We start from the raw sequence: 17,039 nt of genomic DNA on the forward strand, positions 1-17,039 counted from the left end.
CCACATAAAGCGAGCTACCGACCCAATTGCATTACTTGGAAACACCTTTTTCTTTAAAGTATTTTGCTGCTCCAGGATGCACTTCCATTTCCCCTAATCCTTCTAGGGCAGTTTCTGCTGTAAGGAACTTGCCTTTTGCATGTGTAATTTGATCTGTGTTGTCATATACAGCTTTAGTCATTTCATAAACTAAATCTTCATCAAGATCCTTTGTAACCACTAACATCGCTTTAACTGCAACTGTTTTTACCTCGGATTTGATTTTGTACGTACCACTTGGAATTGTATCTTCAGCATAGTATGGATATTTTTTAACCAATGCTTGAATTTTGTCCTCTGCAATAGGCAGGATCATGATATCATTTTGTACGGACAGCGCCTCAACTGCACCTGTTGGTGTTCCGGCAGTAATGAAAGCTGCGTCAATATTTCCTGCTTGAATTCCTTCGGCCGACTCATCGAAGGACAGATTTTGTCCTTTAATATCTTTCTCAGACAAACCATGAATCTCCAGGATTTGCATGGCATTGATATATGCACCGGAACCCGGAGCACCTACTGATACCTTTTTACCCTTTAAATCCTCGATTGATTTAATTCCGCTTTTTGCAGTCGTTACAATTTGAACAGTTTCAGGATATAGAGAGCTGATCGCCATTATATTGTCAATGGGTTTCCCGTCGAACATTTCTGTTCCTTCAAGTGCATATGCGGCGATATCCGTTTGCGAAAAAGCGATTTCAGCCTCTCCAGCCCTTAACGTTTCCATGTTTTCGGCGGAGGCGCCAGATGTCTGAGGTGTTATGTTCGCTTTTGTTTTATCGGAAATGATTTTTCCAATTTGCCCTCCGAGCGGATAGTATGTACCTCCCGTACCACCAGTCAACAAACTCAAATTTTGGTTTCCGCTGCCCGAGACACCTGTTTTACTGTCTCCGCAGGCAGTGATAATACCGGATACCGTCAAAATCATGACCAATAAAAAGCACGTATGAAATTTTTTCATAAAACTCCCCCTCATGTGTTTTCATCATCTGCAAAAGATGATAATGTTATTATTCTACCGACCACCTTACTTTCCCTTTTTTTACAAAATTAGACACACCGTCCATAAGCACTAGTAATACATTAAATAGTTTTATAGAAATCCAATCACCAAGCTTAAATGTGTAAAAACACCTATTAAAAACAAGGGAAATTCGCTATCAAATAGTAATATTTTACCTTTTATTACCTATTCTTCCTTTCTTTAAGGATAATATTGACTCTTCCATTTTAGAAATATATTATTGTTATAAACTTATAAGTAGATGTTATAAAAGGATCTTCCTAGCCTTTAATCGTTATATCCAGCTTTATTTGAGAGGCAATCAACTGTCCAACCCTTTCTTTTACCAGCCATTTTAGCTCTGTATTTTCAAATCCAACTGAAGTGGGTGATTGTTTGAATTTCCTATCCCTCCGCTATTTCATAGAGGTTTCTAACCATCTTAGTTTCAGTGAGGCTTCCAAAACCCTGCATATATCCCAGCCCGGACTTAGCCAACAGATTTTATCCCTCGAAAAACAATTAGGCTTTAAACTATTGAATCGAACCACAAGAAAAATTACATTGACGGAAGAAGGAGAGTACATCTATAAAAAACTTGCTCCTTCCTTTGAAGATATTGAGAAAACAGTAAATTACATAGTTGAAAATAAAGCTATCCCCAAGCCTAAATTGAAGATAGCTACCGTACCCTCTGCGGCTAGCATATATATCCCGAAGTTATTGAAAAAGATCGTGGGGCAATACCCGGAAACAGAGTTTTACGTGCATGAAACAACATCCTCAAGGGCTGTAAAACTCGTAAACCAACAAAATTATCATATCGGTTTCATCAGAACGCCCATTCACAGTAACATCATCGCCAATGAAGGATTAAGCATGATTGAATTCATGAGGTTCCCTTTACAATTAGTCGTCTCCATTGATCATCCACTGGCCCAAAAGGATGCGATACATTTATACGAAGCAAAAGACGAACCTTTTATCCATTATGATGCCGTTCAAGCACACTCCCTTCAATTCCTTTTGGAAAAAGCTTGCATGACTGCTGGATTTTCACCTAAAGAATTATGTAAAGGCTCTGAATTACTGACGATCGCCAATCTAATATCCAATAACCTCGGCGTAGCCCTTATGCCGGAAGATATGGTGAGTTTGTTGGGAAAAAGCCAAGTTAAAGCCTTGAACATCGATAACTCGGAATTATCCAGTTCCATATCGGCAGTTTGGAAAAGCTCGGATGCATCCATTCTGACCAAGCATATTTTGAAAACGTTAGAGAATGATCATTCTCATGATAAATGAGATTCTAGATTGGAAAAGGCTGCAAAACGACAAATGTTTTTGGAGTTCCTGGAATTTGTCTTCGAAGAATTAAGCGGAGTATCACAATACGGGTATTGGTTAAAACAATCTAAAAAGTCGAATTCCTTGCTGAGAAGGAATTCGACTTTTTATTTTACTGTCATATTAGCCTGTTCCCTTTGTTAGGCAACAAAACCTGGAAAGCCTCTATTTACTTTTCATTTCCATTAAATTCAGGACAATCGCCCACCCCTATCCATCTTTAAGGGTCTCGCCTATGTACTCATTCATTTCTTCAGAAGAGCCTTGTAGCTAGATAGAGGTTAGCCAAATAAGGAAGTACTATGCAACGGCTGAACTTTCGCCATCGGATCAATATAGGCTTTGGCATTATTGACTGCCGTAGGACCTTCACCAAATCCGGATGCAATTAATTTAACCTTTCCATCATATGTACAAATATCCCCTGCTGCATAAATGCCTGGAATATTGGTTTCTTGTTTGGAATTAACGACAATTGCATTTTTGTTGATGTTTAGTCCCCATTCTTTAATCGCACCAAGAGAAGAGACAAATCCGTAATTAATAATTAAATCATCTATATCAATCACTTCTTTTTGTTGCGTCTTAGTGTGTTCTAAAACAATTTGCGTAATTCTTTCTGCTCCTACCAATTCGGAGGGAATATAAGGTGTTTTGACCTCAATAGAGGAATTCACTAATTTTTCCACACTATGTTCATGGGCACGGAATTTATCTCTTCTGTGTATCAATGTTACCTTTTCAGCAATCGGCTCTAACATAAGGGCCCAATCAACAGCAGAATCCCCACCGCCAAGAATCGCCACTTTTCTTCCTTTAAAGCGGTTCATATCATTCACGAAATAATGCAAATTCTTATTTTCGAATTGTGTTGAATCTTCCAATTCCAGTTTACGGGGCTGAAAGGCTCCATTTCCAGCAGTAATGATTACTGATTTAGAAAGATGAGTATCGAGGTTTGTAGTGATTTTAAATGTTCCGTCTGCTTGCTTTTCCATCTGTTCAACTGCTTCTTCAAGACAAATTGTTGGTTCAAATACTTTCATTTGTTCTTTTAAATTATCTATCAATTCCTGGGCCCTTACTTTTGGAAATCCAGCTATATCATAAATGAATTTTTCGGGATAAAGAGCTGATAGCTGTCCTCCCAATTGAGGCAGACTTTCAAGGATTTTCACCTTTGCTTGCCTCATTCCTCCATAAAACGCCGTAAACAAACCAACTGGGCCGCCGCCAATAATTGTTATGTCATAGACCGTTTTTTCTTCTGTCAATGTAATCACTCCTTTTCTTCCAGGATGGTTGCTCATACTGAATATCATTTATTGGTTGTAAGGGATGTACTAGCCTACAAGTAATTCTTCCTTTTTCCAATTCCAGAAATGATGGATAAGAGCAATTGTTTATCCACCCTTTCAAAGACAATCTGGATAGGTCACCAGTTTAAAAATCTATAAAGCTATTATCTGTCACAAACGCACCTAGAATTATTATTCAAATTTATTAGGGTTACCATCAAAGGATAATTGAGCCACTTTTATAGAATCGGTTGGACATCCTTCTGAAGCATCAATCATATCGTCCTCAAGTTCATCAGGTATAATCGCTGCCCCAACATTATTATCCAATATAACGAACGCAATACCTTCTTCATCGTAATCATAAATATCCGGAGCTGAAGCACCACAAGCTCCGCAAGCAATACAAGTTTCTTTATCCACGATTGTATAATTAGCCATTTTTTCTATCCATTCCTCTCTTTATCTAGGCCCTGGTTTTTTACTAAGGCATTTGTAGAAGCCTTTTCCTACTCAATATCGTTCAAAAATTCCAAAATGCTCGAATTAAACTTTTCAGGATTTTCCTGATAACACAAATGCCCGCCTTTTGGAATTATCACGAGCCGGGAGTTCATTAACTCTTCATGAATTGCTTCCGACTCCTTTATAGGAGTTACAGTATCCAACTCACCACAAATTACAAGAACAGGGACATCTATATGAGATAACAAACTCATTTGATTTAGATGATAAAGTGAATTTGCTACCGAACGATATCCTGCCGGTCTTATCTGTGTCATAATCTCTTTTACTCGCTTATAGACTTTTTCTGAAGCATGGGGAGATAGCAATGCTTGTATCCTCTTTTCCGCGATCTCCTCAGTAGAAAGGTTTTCAATTGAAAATAATCGATTTTTCAATTTCGTCTCGTTCTCCTCTGGGGTTAGAGCATCAGCCCCTCTTGTCGAATCGGCCAATATAAGTTTATTAATCTTATTAGGGTACAGGCTACAGAACTCTATCGCGATTGCCGCTCCCATTGAATGGCCAAGCAGATGGATTTTTTCCAACTCTAGCTGATCTAGCATGCCTTTCAGAATACGTGCAAACTCTTTGAAATACTTTAATTCTTCTGCTGGATCTGAACTTTTCCCATAACCCGGTGCATCCCATGCAATTACTGTATAATGCTCCTTTAATTCCTGGAATTGCTCCTTCCATGACTGTGAATTATTGCTCATGCCGTGTAATAATACTAAAGGTTCTCCATGACCTTCTATTTCATAATGAATGCTTAAATCTTCTACTTTTACGTATGGCATAATATCAATCCCCTTTTAAGGTGAATCTCTGATTCTTATAACACCTGTACTTGAAATATCTTTCTAAAAAATTTCTATATTTCGCTTGGAACTAGCTTTCGTTTCTATTATGAAAGTGCCTCCTATCCTGAAGTTAAGCAGGAAATTCCACTTCCGTTCCCTTTTAATTTAGCTAAAACAGTATTAAAAACTGTGCCAGCTTAGCCAAGTCCTCGCACTGACAATCCGCCATCGCTGGAAATGACCTCACCGGTGATTGCGCGTGATTCGTCGGAAGCTAACAGTACATACGCCGCAACGTGATCTTCCGGCATCTGGGCAAGTTGAAGGATATTCCGTTTTTTAATGCTGCTTGCTTTCGTATCGTTATCGATGATTTTCACAAATGGACGCAGCGGCGGGATCACAGTAAGTGCTGTCAATGTCCCCCCTGGGGCTACCGCATTTACCCGGATGGAAGGAGATAGTTCGAACGCAAGCTGGCGCATCAATCCAATTTGGGCGTGTTTGCTCGCTGTATACCAAACACCGCCGCCATCTGGATAAAAACTTGCACCGGAGACGGTAAAAATAATATTGCCATTTGTTTTTTTCAGTTCTTCAAGAGCAGCTTTCGCCCCGAAAAAAGAGCCTTTTACGTTAATATTGAGAAGGAAATCATACGCTTCGGAAAGCGCCTCAGGAGTCACATCGGCAAATTTGGCAAATCCATCGAACACGCCGGCATTCGCCACGAAAACATCCAACTTTCCGAATTGCTCAACAGTAGCTTGGACCGCTTGCTCATTGTCTTCGTATTTGCTTACATCTCCCTGATAAGTAAGGATATTTTCTCCAAATTCTTCCTTCATTTTCGCTAACGTGTCTTTAGAGCGGCCGATAATGCTCACTTTTGCTCCTTCTTGTATAAAACGGCGAGTGACAGCCTCTCCAATTCCAGAAGCTCCCCCTGTAATCCATACGACTTTATCTTTTAAGGCCATGCCCATTGTCTCCACCCCTTCTATTATCTTTCAAACGTGATGAACGGTTATACAAAGATCGGTTCCTTCAAGTTTACGGTCTTGCATGCGAGCACATATTTTTTATAACGACCACATTATGTTTTATATACAAAACAACGTTTTTTATATAAATAATTCTAAAATGTAATCGCTTTATTGTCAATGTAAAAAAACTGAAACAATCGTTCGGGAATACACTATCTATATCAATCTGCGGTTATCCTTACTACTGCGCTCGTCAAAAAGTATGATTTTTTTTGTGGTTTCTCAGTAAGATTCTAGCGCCAAATCTTACCGAGAAACCCTTTTAAAAAACATATTAACTTTTTAGCGCTTATAGTGTTACTTTTTTTCCTGTCGCATTACTTAGGTGATATTCGGCAACTTCTTGTTTAATCATAAATAAGTACGCCACAAACCCAAGAATGGCTGCTACAATCAGCATGGCAATGGAGGGTCCAAAATCACCGCCAGACAAATCGCGGCTCCACCCCATAATATAGCTTGAAAATCCCCCCATAATATTTGTGAATCCCATTAAACCGGCTGCGCGCCCAGCCGTTTCAGGAGTTGAAAATTTGATGATGAAGAAATTGGTCAGGTGAAACATTCCTCCTTGAGTTCCCATGGCGAGCCCCATGGAAACGCCAGCGAAAATAGGATTTGGTGCAATGACGGCGATTGTCAAAAATACAGCTGTTAGTATGAAAAGAATCGTCGCAAGTAAACTCGGACGCTTCGTTTTGTCTGCCAGAAATCCGCCAGCCAGGACAAATCCAAGCGCGAATAGCCACGATAATGAAGTAATACCAGTCATTGCTTCCCTTTCAAACCCTTTGGCCTCAACGAGATATGTAGGCAGCCAAATACTGATTCCAAAGAAAAGAAAGGACGACATCAAATTGCCAATCCAGACAATCCAATAACGATAATCCTTTGCAAAGAATTGCTTCGACTGCACATCATCCGCTTCGTCTTTTTGGCGAATATAGGAGACTTCTTCTTTACTCATGCGCGGATGCTCTTCTGGCGTATTACGAGCCAAAAACAGGAACATTGGAATATTTATAAACAAGTTAAAAGCGGCGAGACCAAAGAACGCGGCCTGCCAATGAAACGTTGAAATAATTAGTATGAGCATAACGGTACCCACTGCCGGGCCAAGGTAGTTTCCAGTGATCCAGAATGACTGTGCCCTGCCAAGCTCTCGTTTATTAAACCAATTCGAAATGAATTTTCCCGATATCGGGATCATCATACCCTCCCCAATTCCGAGGATTACCCTACTGATTAAAAACATTTCGTATGAAGTGGACAGTCCGCCCATTACCATTGTCGCTGTCCATACCAGCAATCCTAAAACTGCTGTTTTCCGTGCCCCTAACTTGTCGATGATAACTCCCCAAAAAATATTGGAACAGGAGTATGAAATCATGAATATAAAGGAGATCAAGCCAATTTTCGCATTTTTATCCGGGCCAGTTAAACCAAGATCACTTAAAAATCCCGGATCGGTTTGGATAACAGAGATACCTACTTTATCAATCTGACCGAAAAACCAGAAGAAAAAAATAGGAATCGCAATGTACAACCATCTTTTTTGACCTTGTAACATGTTATTTCCCCCTTATAGCAGTTCTTTTGAATGCACTTTCATGATTTCGATAAAGAAAATGCCTGTCAAACTATCAACTTCACCAATTCCCCCTTTCAAAAGATAGCAGCAACTATTGTTTTATATAAAAAACAATGTTACCGATATTTAATGTTATATTGAATTTTCATAATAGTCAATAATATTCAGGTTAATATTTTCCCAACAGAAAAAGTAGTTTTATATACAAAACTATTAAAGGTATTGCTTCGATTGAAACAACCGGAAACAATACCTTAACCCTTTATCACATAAAACCGGATAACGTTACTGCTAATTCTCGAGCCTTAGGTAAATAATTCCAAAAAGATGCTGCCGCTTGAGGCGTGAACCGCCATTTCACAATTCCCGCGATATGTAACCCCAAATTGAAGTATGATACTCCACTAATTCACCTCATTCATTGCCGTCTTTCCTTTTATAACGATTCATTATAAATATATAAAAATTAACTATTTTTATTATTTATCAGCCAATGTTAGCATTTTGTTATAAGTTATTTGAAAGGATGAGTGATGAATGTCTATGCACTATTCTGAATTCGCAGTATTCGGGCTGGGCCCCATCGGAATTGAAATTCTACGCAGTGCTTATCAAACGAATCCGCAATCTATTATCGGTGTTGTCGATATTGATCCCGATAAGGTAGGAGAGGATATTGGGTTACTAATCCATGAAAAGGAAACCAACAAGTGTGTAGTCTCTCATATACAGGATGTAAATAATGAAGCTGACCACCCTATCGCCCTACATGCAACCGGTTCCGACGCACAACAAGTATGGCCTCAAATCAAAGAACTTCTAGATCACGGCTTTTCAGTGGTTTCCACCTGTGAACAGCTTTCCTTCCCTTGGCATCGCTACCCCCTACTTGCAAAGGAAATAGATGATTATGCTAAAGCTAAAGGGCTTAGTGTCATAGGGACCGGAATCAATCCAGGGTACATCATGGATACTATGGCCATTTCATTTACAACTGTATTGACCACGGTTAACCAAATTAAGGTCAATCGTAAAGTAGATGTTTCGAAAAGGCGCCTCCCCTTACAAAAAAAGGTCGGAATCGGGATGACCAGAGAGGAGTTTGAATTTTTAGCTGAACGGAATAAAATTGGGCATGTAGGTCTTGAGGAGTCTGTCAGGTTAATCGCCTATGGGCTGAATTGGAAACTATCAAGTGTAACCAATACCATAGAACCCACGATTGCAAGCGAAGATATGACCGTTCCGCTAACTGCCTTAAAACCAGGGGATGTTAATGGGCTTCATCAAATTTCCACTGGCAAGACGGTGGACGGAAAGGAAATTTCCTTGGATTTAACGATGTCTGCAGGTATTAAACAGGAAGATGAAATCGTTATTGAGGGGAACGAAACCCAAAGGTTGATTGTTCCAAACGGCATTTTTGGAGATACCGCAACCGCAGCAATGATTATTAATACCGCTAAGCAAATTGATGCCCTCCGTAAACCAGGTTTACTTACAATGGCTGACATCGGGGTGCCGAGGAATATAGATCAATCAGACTTTGTGCATATTTAATGGCTAACCAACAATCTTGCGATATAGTTTTACGATATTGGAAAAGGTGAACCCCTAATGGTTCACCTTTTCGTTTTGGTTCAGCTGAGCATGCCAGCATGACAAAAAAACACCATAAGCGGTGGCTTTACTTCCTATATGTAGTATGTAGGAATCGACTATCTTATGAAAGTTATCTTATTTCAGAAAAATATATTCCGAAAATGACATGATTTTTCTATTTTCATTAATGTGTTTGAGAACCAAGTTTCATGGAAATGGCTTTGGCAGCTTTCGTTACTTTGTCAATCAATTCAGGCAAGCGATTTTCCTGAAACCTTGCTTCAATCCCAGCCACACTAATACCAGCTACTATTTCACCTTTACCATTGAGTATCGGTGCACTCACCGCTTTTGTATAATCCTCAAGTTCTGATGAAGTTATCGTGTAACCATTCATTCTCGCTTCATCCAAAGCGTGACGGAGTTCAGTTTTATCCGTAATCGTTCCAATGGCGATTGATTTTAATTGAATGATTCCCAAATAATTTTCACGCTCTTCTTCAGGCAAATACGCTAGGATGATTCGAGAATCTCCAGCATACAATGGCGAACGCCTTCCAATGGATGTATAAAGTCGAACAGGCTGCAGGGTGTCCACCTTTTCAATATACATCGCTTCATCCTTATCCCTCACAATTAAATTCACTGCTTCTTCAACATCATCCCGCAGGTCTTTCATGATGGGATAGGCGATTGACCTGATATCCAAACGCTCCCCAACCAGTTGACCAAACTGCAGGAATATCAGTCCAAGTGAATAGTGGCCATCATCGTCCTTTGTTAAAAACCCCATTTCTTCCAATGATCCCACCATACGGTGTAACGACGTTTTCGGCAAATTGGTAAGTTCCATCATTTCATTAAAGGTCAGTTTTGGATGATTTATGAAAAGGGTTAGGATTTGCATGGATTTCACGACCGTTTTGTTATGTGCCTGCATACAATGTCTCCTTTCATGATACATGTTTTCCTTAACTATCATTCTATTATAAAACATGGAAGAAAGGATGTAAGGAAAATAACCGTATTCATTGTTATTTCGTGAATGCTCTGACTGTATTCTCATTTGATTTTCCGGCATTATTTTCAATTTGATCGTATCATTTTATCATCCCGCAAGCCCATAGAACGAGTATTGATGGGAAATGCTGAAGCGTTTAGCGGATTAAGTTACTTGATCATTACGAAAATCCATCCACTACAAAGGCATTTTCAATATTACTTTTGTCCCTTTCCCTTCACGAGAATGAAGGATAAGGTTTCCGCCGCAAACTCTGGCTCTTTCCTCCATACTGAATAAGCCTACTCCACGGGTAACTTTTTCTATATCAAAGCCCTTTCCTTTGTCTTCTATTTCTACACGAACTTCTTCCTCTATTTCCTGGATCGTCACTGTAGCTTCTTCGGTTTGAGCATATTTCCTAATATTTGTTAATGCCTCTTGAATAATACGATAAATGGTAATTTCTTTGTTTGTATTCAGACGGCAATTCAAATAGCATTCAAAATGGACCTTGATATGATGATGCTCTGAAAATTGCCCCACTAAAGAGCGAATGGCAGGGAACAGTCCAAGATCATCAAGTACCGATGGCCTTAATTCCCAGGATAGATGCCGGAGTGCTTCGATAATTTCGGTCGCTTCATCTTGCATCTGATCTAACAGGGGATGATCCATTTCTGTCTGCAGTCTGTTAATCGTTATGAGATGGCTGTATAAGTTTTGTCCGATATCATCATGAAGCTCTCGGGAAATACGTTTTCTTTCTTCTTCCTGCACATCAATAATTTTCCCGGTCATTTTCTGAACCTCTTCTTCCGCAAGCTTACGCTGGGTAACTTCATAACGAATCGCTAAATATTGGTAAGGTTTCTGGAACTCATCAAGAAATGGAACGATTGTCGTATCCACCCAATAATAAGTATTATCCTTGGTCTTATTTTTAATTTCGCCTTTCCATACTTCCCCTGATGATATTGTTTTCCAAAGATTGTTGAAAAACTCTTTCGAATGAAATCCCGAGTTAATAATTCGATGATCCTGTCCGATCAGCTCTTCTTTTGAAAACTTTGAAATCCGGCAGAATTGATCATTGACATATTTGATCGTCCCTCTTTGATCGGTAATTGCTACAATTGAGGAAGCATCCAAAGCAAATTGGAAATCGGCCATTTTATTTACAAATTTCCCCAATTCCTCTAAAACTCGTTTATATTCGGTAATTTCCTTCCGAATTGCCAGGTATTTATAAGGGTTCCCTTTTTCATTTAAGAAAGGGACAATTGTGGTATCCACCCAATAATAAGTTCCATCCTTCGCTTTGTTCTTTATTTCACCCCGCCAAACACTTCCTGATGAAATTGTTCGCCAAAGCTCTTGCATAAATTCCTTTGAATGATAACCTGAATTGATAATTCGGTGGTCCTTCCCGATAAGCTCTGTTGCTGAATATTTGGATACCTCACAAAATTTCTTATTAAAGTTTATTATCTTGCCCTTTTCATCCGTAAATGCAACAATCGTTGATTCATCAAGTGCGTAAATTAAATCAACCAGTTCATTTATCGGATAGGATTGCTGCTGGTTAATCCGTGATTGGTCTTTCACTTTATGGACTACAATTAAGTAATAAAGCTCTTTCGCAAGCTGAAAGGAGTTCACCCTGAAAAAAAGCGAAAAAGCATGACCATCCCGGTGGATCCCCAACTGGTGGATAATCTCCCCTTCCCCGCTGTGCTGCAGGTTTACCCCTGGTATAAGATTCAGAAGCTTTTCCCCGTTCAATTCATGATGATCATAACCAAAGTTTTCATATACCTGTTGATTCGCAAAAGAGATGACTCCAGAATCATTGACAAGGATTGTCGCATCGCTAGATCCAGGCGTAACCCCTTTTTCCATTTCCAAATGTTTTTTCAAGTCCATACATAATCCTCCTTGTTGCCATGTTAAATTGAGCTGTTCAATTCCTTTTCCAGTTTTTTCGCTGCATCAAGGATTTTATGCTGGTCGCTTTCAGAAATAGGCTGAGCTGTTCGTTTACCTACTAATAATACCCCCTTGGGAACACCTTTAAATTGAATCGGAACTGCGAAGGCGCAACTGAGATTTTCCGCAAGCATGATGGGATAATCTAAAGCTTTGCCGTGGATATTATTGGGAAAACCCTCAATTTTCATCGGCGTCCCCGTTGATATGACCCTACCTGCTATTCCTTTTCCATATCTAACAGTTATCCTTTTGTACTTATCATTTCTGTTTCCGGCGGCATAATGCCAGCTTATGTCAGGACCTTTTCTGTTTTGTAAGGCAAGGCCTACAAAATCACCATTCATTTCTTCTAATACATGTTCACACGCTTTTTTAAATGGTTGATCCTCTTTCGATTGACTGTCCCCGTTAAATTCCATACCCTAATAACCCCTTTTTTAAAGCGAATGCAACAAGTTCATGCCTTGTTTTCATCTTGAGCTTTTCCATTAGGTTTCCTTTATGGCTTTCAACCGTTTTCACGCTTATGACAAGCTGTCCGGCAATTTCTTTATTGGAAAACCCTTTCGCAATCAACGTAAGTACCTCTTTTTCACGGTCAGACAACAGATTGATAGAATCAGCGGTTCCCTGCTTCACACTGCCTAAATATTCTTCCATTACCCTTTTTGTAGCAGATGGATGAAGGTAAGCATTTCCGTTCGATAATGATCGGATGGCTACCAATAATTCTTCATGTGGTGCACTTTTTAAAATACATCCTGAAGCTCCCGCTTGAATAGTTCTGAACAAATATTCATCATCATCATGCATGGTAAGTATTAATATGGCTACCTCAGGCATTAGTTTTTTCAGTTCGGAAGTAGCCGATAAGCCATCTTTCCCATGAGGCATGCTTAAATCCATGACTACCACATTAGGATGAAGCTCTAGTGCTCGTTCTATTCCTTCGTTCCCATCTGAAGCTTCCCCTATGACTTCCATATCAGCATGATTGTTTAATAGCATCTTTAAGCCCATTCTTACAACGGCGTGATCATCGCAAAGCAAAATTTTTATCAAAGCAGCTCCCCCTAGCTTTGTTCGTGTTTGTATCGTTATATGAAACAACAAGGGGGATTGCACAATTCGCAAACCCCTTGTTTAGCATTTTAATATAATGGCAGAGAAATCTCTATAGAAGTCCCATCATCTATTTTTGAAAAAATGGTACAATCCCCGCCAATCAAATGCATTCTTTCACACATGGCAGCAAGCCCGCTCAACTTATTCATGGCGGCTTCAACCTCAAACCCTTTCCCTGAATCTTTTATCATAATTAATAACATGCTTTTGTCCCATTTGAATATTATGCTTGCTTTTGTTGTATCAGCATACCTTGCTATATTCACCAATGCTTCTTGGCAGACCCTGAAAAGTGTAATGCTGTCTCTATCAGAGATTTGCGATTCAATTCCCAGATTCTCCATCTCAACCTCAATTCCATAGGTTGAAGTGTATATTTTTATGTAGCTTTTTATAGCTGAAATAAGCCCAAAAGTCGTAAGGGTAGGAGGATGCAATTCTACAGCCAAAAGCCTGATTTCTTGTATTGCCTTCTCCAATAGCTGTTTCATATCACCTGCATAGATTTTCATGGCAGGCTGTTCGATTGCCGTTTCAATGAGCTGCATTCCGGAAAAGAGACTGGAAAGGGACTGGCCCACACCTTCATGAAGCTCCATGGCAATTCTTTTAATCTCTTCTTCATGTGTTTGTATGATATAAGAACTGATGTTGTTTTTAAGTGGCTGAGTATTCATTCCCACCCTCCTTCTTCAATAGTCGCTGATTATTGGCCATTCAAAATGCGACATGCTCTCCCGATTTCACTTTCGGCGGAGTGGTGAGAACACTGACGTATACCTTCTTTCCCACCAGAGACCTAGCATTAGAACTTCTTGTTCTTGAAAACTCCAATTCAGCCTTCAAATCCAATCATTTCATGCGCGCAGTTCATTTTATGCTTTCTTCACTCTATGACTTGAAATGTCACTAAACATACCTGCATATTGAACGACATCCCCCGCATCATTCTTTATCGAACTAATGGTCAGCCATTGCAGATATTGCTGTCCATCCTTTCGGCTATTCCAGATTTCACCTTGCCAAAATCCATTTATCTCAATGGATTTCCACAAATCCTCATAAAAAGTTTGGGGCTGTTTACCTGACTTAAGTATACTAGGGTTCTTACCAATTACTTCATTTTCCTCATAACCCGTAATACTGCAAAACGAAGGGTTTACTGAAATGATCTTACCGGTGGTATCGGTAATAAGGATCCCTTCTATTGTATGATCGATCACTTCTTTGGCAAGCTCCATTTTGCCTTGGAAATACATCCAAACAACTAAAATCAAACTTGCGAGGGCAACTTCTGACAACGCCATGAACCCGATTGCATAATGTCCTGTTATATTGAATAACAAGGATAAAATTAATGGCGGGAAAAACCCTCCCAAACCGCCCATAGCGGAAACGATACCATTCACAATACCAGCCTGCTTTTGGAAATACATCGGCACCAGTTTAAAAATGACTCCATTTCCCATTCCAGCACATAGGGCAATACTCAAACAGCCAATAGTGTACCAGCCAATTGATGGAGCGAATGATAGGATCATCGCTGAAACTGTATACACTCCAAAAACGAACATGAGCAGCATGAGAGAATGAAAACGATCTGCAAGCCATCCGCCAATTGGTCTCATAAGGGTAGCAAGAACAATAAAGCCTGCTGTCCTTAAACCGGCATCAACCTTATCCAATCCAAAGTTAGCTACAAGAAAATTTGGCAGATAGATAGTAAATGCAACAAAAGAACCGAATGTTATAAAGTAAAATAAACTTAGCAGCCATAGTTTTTCATTTTTGTAGACACTCTTCACTTGTTCTAATAGCGGTGTTTTTACTTTCAGCTCTTTTTTGTCCCCTAACAGAAAGTTGCCTGTGATAAAGACTGCCAAAATCACAAGATAAAGCTGTACAGTTGTTGACCATCCATAATTCTCAGCTACAACGGGTGCTGCAAAAGCCGATACTGCCGTGCCAAGGTTTCCTGCACCGTAAATTCCGTTTACAAAGCCATGACGTTCCTTTGGATAATACTTAGGTAAAGAAGTTACCCCAACAGAGAATACGGCTCCGCCAATACCAAGGAAAAGTCCTCCAATCAACAAATCGGCAAGGGAATCGGCAATGCTGATATAATAAACAGGGAACAATAGTAAAATAAAGCTAATCAGGAAAATTTTCCTTGCCCCGAACTGATTGGCGTAAAAGCCAAGGGGGATACGAAGTACTGATCCCAAAATAACCGGAACGGCTGTCACCAGTGCAAGCTGACCTTCAGGTATAGCAATGTCTTCTTTAATAAAGGGCATCAGGGAAGAAATTAATACCCATACCATAAATCCTACTATTAAGTTTAAAGTCTGTAATGGAAGCTGTATTTTCTTAATCATTCTGATCACTCTCTCTTCTAATTACATATTGTAAACCCGTGTTTGCGTCAAAAGCTGACCACTCATTTTTGTTTCGAGCCATATTGCATGCCAAAGGGACAGCGAAAAAATTAAGGTGATCAAAATAAATGCGTATATGGGTCATGTCAGGACAAATCTCCACCTTATCTATCGTTTTAGTAACAAAAGGCGCTTTATCCTGCCCATCATCATCCAAGATTGACACTCTGGCTTTTTCCGAGACTAATGATTGTAAACCTTCCAAATTAATGTGTTCCACATGTATTGCACCCTCTCTTTGCACTGTATACATTTATTTGATAACCCTGTAAGTATTTCCAGAATCTATCATCTGCATGATTCTCGATAAATTCAATTGTTTCTTCTTCAGATTCCCATCCACTCATTCCCTTTACTTCTGCAACAACAATATCTATCCCGTTCATTGACTTTTCATCCAAATACCAGTTAAGGCGGAAGCCATTAAAAAGGTCTGAAAGCAGCTTATTGATTTCAGAAGCAAAGTTTACGGATGCTACTTTAACAAAACAAAAATCAATGTAAGTTTCGCTGTTCATTCGATTCACGCCTTTTCGTTTTTGGTTTTTTTATATGTAAAAAACGCTAAGGGAAACACAACAATGTTCAATCCACCAAATATTAGTACATTTATATAATTTTCATAATAAAATTGGTGAACCATAAATTGGGTAAATACAATATTCATCATCAAGAAGGCACAAAGCAATGCGACACCGATAAACTTAAACTTCATAACGCTTCACCCTTACTGCGTATACCGCCCCATTTTCCACTTTCACCTGAATCTCAGGCAGGGGCCTCCTTGGCGGCCCGGCAGTCGGAACACCTGTTTCAACATCAAATTTCCCATGATGGCAAGGACAGATCATTTCACCTTCTTCTTTCACCCAAAATACCGGGCAACGAAGATGTGTACATGCATTTTGGTATGCTACGTATTTCGTTTCAGACAATCTGATCAAAATGGCATCATCATGATCCCCTGGAAATTTAAACTCCACTGCGTCACCTATGGCAAGTTTGCTTACATCGGTGATTTTTTTGTGAGGATACTCCTTTTCCCCAAGACCCATCAATTCTTTAGCCGCAATCGCTCCCCAAGGGAGGGAGGAAATCGCGAATACCCCTGCAGCACCCACCATTGTTTTCATGAACCCACGTCTGTCAAGCTTTCTTTCATTATTCCGTTCAATATTATGAGTGTAATTATCTTCATTAAAGGGAATTTTATTATTTTTATCTGACGGCATCTTAATCCCT

General features: G+C 39.5%; 17 protein-coding genes. 2 read left to right on the forward strand and 15 right to left on the reverse strand.

What is annotated here, in order from left to right:
- Positions 1–31 precede the first annotated feature (31 nt).
- The gene (locus tag ACIQZD_RS12805; protein WP_402902893.1) at positions 32–1,006 is read right to left on the reverse strand and encodes a TAXI family TRAP transporter solute-binding subunit; all 975 of its coding nucleotides are present in this window, start codon (positions 1,004–1,006) and stop codon (positions 32–34) included.
- Positions 1,007–1,444: 438 nt separating this feature from the next.
- Between ACIQZD_RS12805 and ACIQZD_RS12810 the strand changes: the two genes are divergently transcribed.
- Complete coding sequence (locus ACIQZD_RS12810; RefSeq protein ID WP_402902896.1) at positions 1,445–2,353, forward strand: LysR family transcriptional regulator; 909 nt, start codon at positions 1,445–1,447, stop codon at positions 2,351–2,353.
- Between the two features lie 323 nt (positions 2,354–2,676).
- Here ACIQZD_RS12810 and ACIQZD_RS12815 read toward each other — a convergent pair whose 3' ends face one another.
- The 5 genes from ACIQZD_RS12815 to ACIQZD_RS12835 all read right to left on the reverse strand — a co-directional run bounded on the left by ACIQZD_RS12815 (position 2,677) and on the right by ACIQZD_RS12835 (position 7,616).
- Entirely contained in the window at positions 2,677–3,669 is a 993-nt protein-coding gene (locus ACIQZD_RS12815; protein ID WP_402902899.1) for an NAD(P)/FAD-dependent oxidoreductase, read from the reverse strand.
- 216 nt (positions 3,670–3,885) lie between these two features.
- Positions 3,886–4,134, reverse strand: a complete 249-nt coding sequence (locus ACIQZD_RS12820; protein WP_350302385.1) for a ferredoxin — start codon at positions 4,132–4,134, stop codon at positions 3,886–3,888.
- Between the two features lie 68 nt (positions 4,135–4,202).
- Complete coding sequence (locus ACIQZD_RS12825) at positions 4,203–4,997, reverse strand: alpha/beta fold hydrolase (RefSeq protein ID WP_402902902.1); 795 nt, start codon at positions 4,995–4,997, stop codon at positions 4,203–4,205.
- 200 nt (positions 4,998–5,197) lie between these two features.
- On the reverse strand, positions 5,198–5,986 hold the full coding sequence (locus ACIQZD_RS12830; RefSeq protein WP_402902905.1) for an SDR family NAD(P)-dependent oxidoreductase: 789 nt from the start codon (positions 5,984–5,986) through the stop codon (positions 5,198–5,200).
- A 349-nt stretch (positions 5,987–6,335) separates the two neighbouring features.
- Positions 6,336–7,616 carry an MFS transporter gene (locus ACIQZD_RS12835; RefSeq protein ID WP_402902907.1) on the reverse strand — a complete coding sequence of 427 codons (1,281 nt, stop codon included), beginning with the start codon at positions 7,614–7,616 and terminating at the stop codon, positions 6,336–6,338.
- A 558-nt stretch (positions 7,617–8,174) separates the two neighbouring features.
- Here ACIQZD_RS12835 and ACIQZD_RS12840 point away from each other — a divergent pair.
- Complete coding sequence (locus ACIQZD_RS12840; RefSeq protein WP_402902909.1) at positions 8,175–9,197, forward strand: NAD(P)H-dependent amine dehydrogenase family protein; 1,023 nt, start codon at positions 8,175–8,177, stop codon at positions 9,195–9,197.
- A gap of 226 nt (positions 9,198–9,423) precedes the next feature.
- Here the strand turns inward: ACIQZD_RS12840 and ACIQZD_RS12845 are convergent, their stop codons facing one another.
- From ACIQZD_RS12845 to ACIQZD_RS12885, 9 genes are all read right to left on the reverse strand, one after another.
- The gene (locus ACIQZD_RS12845; protein WP_402902912.1) at positions 9,424–10,179 is read right to left on the reverse strand and encodes an IclR family transcriptional regulator; all 756 of its coding nucleotides are present in this window, start codon (positions 10,177–10,179) and stop codon (positions 9,424–9,426) included.
- A gap of 258 nt (positions 10,180–10,437) precedes the next feature.
- Positions 10,438–12,165, reverse strand: coding sequence for a sensor histidine kinase (locus ACIQZD_RS12850; RefSeq protein ID WP_402902915.1), 1,728 nt, complete (start codon positions 12,163–12,165; stop codon positions 10,438–10,440).
- A gap of 23 nt (positions 12,166–12,188) precedes the next feature.
- Complete coding sequence (locus tag ACIQZD_RS12855; RefSeq protein WP_402902920.1) at positions 12,189–12,650, reverse strand: GAF domain-containing protein; 462 nt, start codon at positions 12,648–12,650, stop codon at positions 12,189–12,191.
- Entirely contained in the window at positions 12,640–13,293 is a 654-nt protein-coding gene (locus ACIQZD_RS12860) for a response regulator transcription factor (protein ID WP_402902924.1), read from the reverse strand. The genes ACIQZD_RS12855 and ACIQZD_RS12860 overlap by 11 nt, the downstream gene beginning before the upstream one ends.
- Before the next feature lie 89 nt (positions 13,294–13,382).
- Entirely contained in the window at positions 13,383–14,033 is a 651-nt protein-coding gene (locus tag ACIQZD_RS12865) for a sensor histidine kinase (RefSeq protein WP_402902927.1), read from the reverse strand.
- Positions 14,034–14,231: 198 nt separating this feature from the next.
- The gene (locus ACIQZD_RS12870) at positions 14,232–15,737 is read right to left on the reverse strand and encodes a nitrate/nitrite transporter (RefSeq protein WP_402902930.1); all 1,506 of its coding nucleotides are present in this window, start codon (positions 15,735–15,737) and stop codon (positions 14,232–14,234) included.
- Entirely contained in the window at positions 15,730–16,017 is a 288-nt protein-coding gene (locus ACIQZD_RS12875; protein WP_402902933.1) for a hypothetical protein, read from the reverse strand. Before ACIQZD_RS12875 ends, ACIQZD_RS12870 begins: the two co-directional genes overlap by 8 nt.
- Positions 16,004–16,315: a hypothetical protein gene (locus tag ACIQZD_RS12880; RefSeq protein WP_096338631.1), complete on the reverse strand. Its 312-nt coding sequence runs from the start codon at positions 16,313–16,315 to the stop codon at positions 16,004–16,006. The genes ACIQZD_RS12875 and ACIQZD_RS12880 overlap by 14 nt, the downstream gene beginning before the upstream one ends.
- 186 nt (positions 16,316–16,501) lie before the next feature.
- On the reverse strand, positions 16,502–17,029 hold the full coding sequence (locus ACIQZD_RS12885; RefSeq protein WP_402902937.1) for a Rieske (2Fe-2S) protein: 528 nt from the start codon (positions 17,027–17,029) through the stop codon (positions 16,502–16,504).
- Positions 17,030–17,039 lie beyond the last annotated feature (10 nt).

Origin of the sequence: Peribacillus sp. NPDC096447 (assembly GCF_044762725.1) — a bacterium.
In the GTDB taxonomy this organism is placed as follows: Bacteria; Bacillota; Bacilli; order Bacillales; family DSM-1321; genus Peribacillus.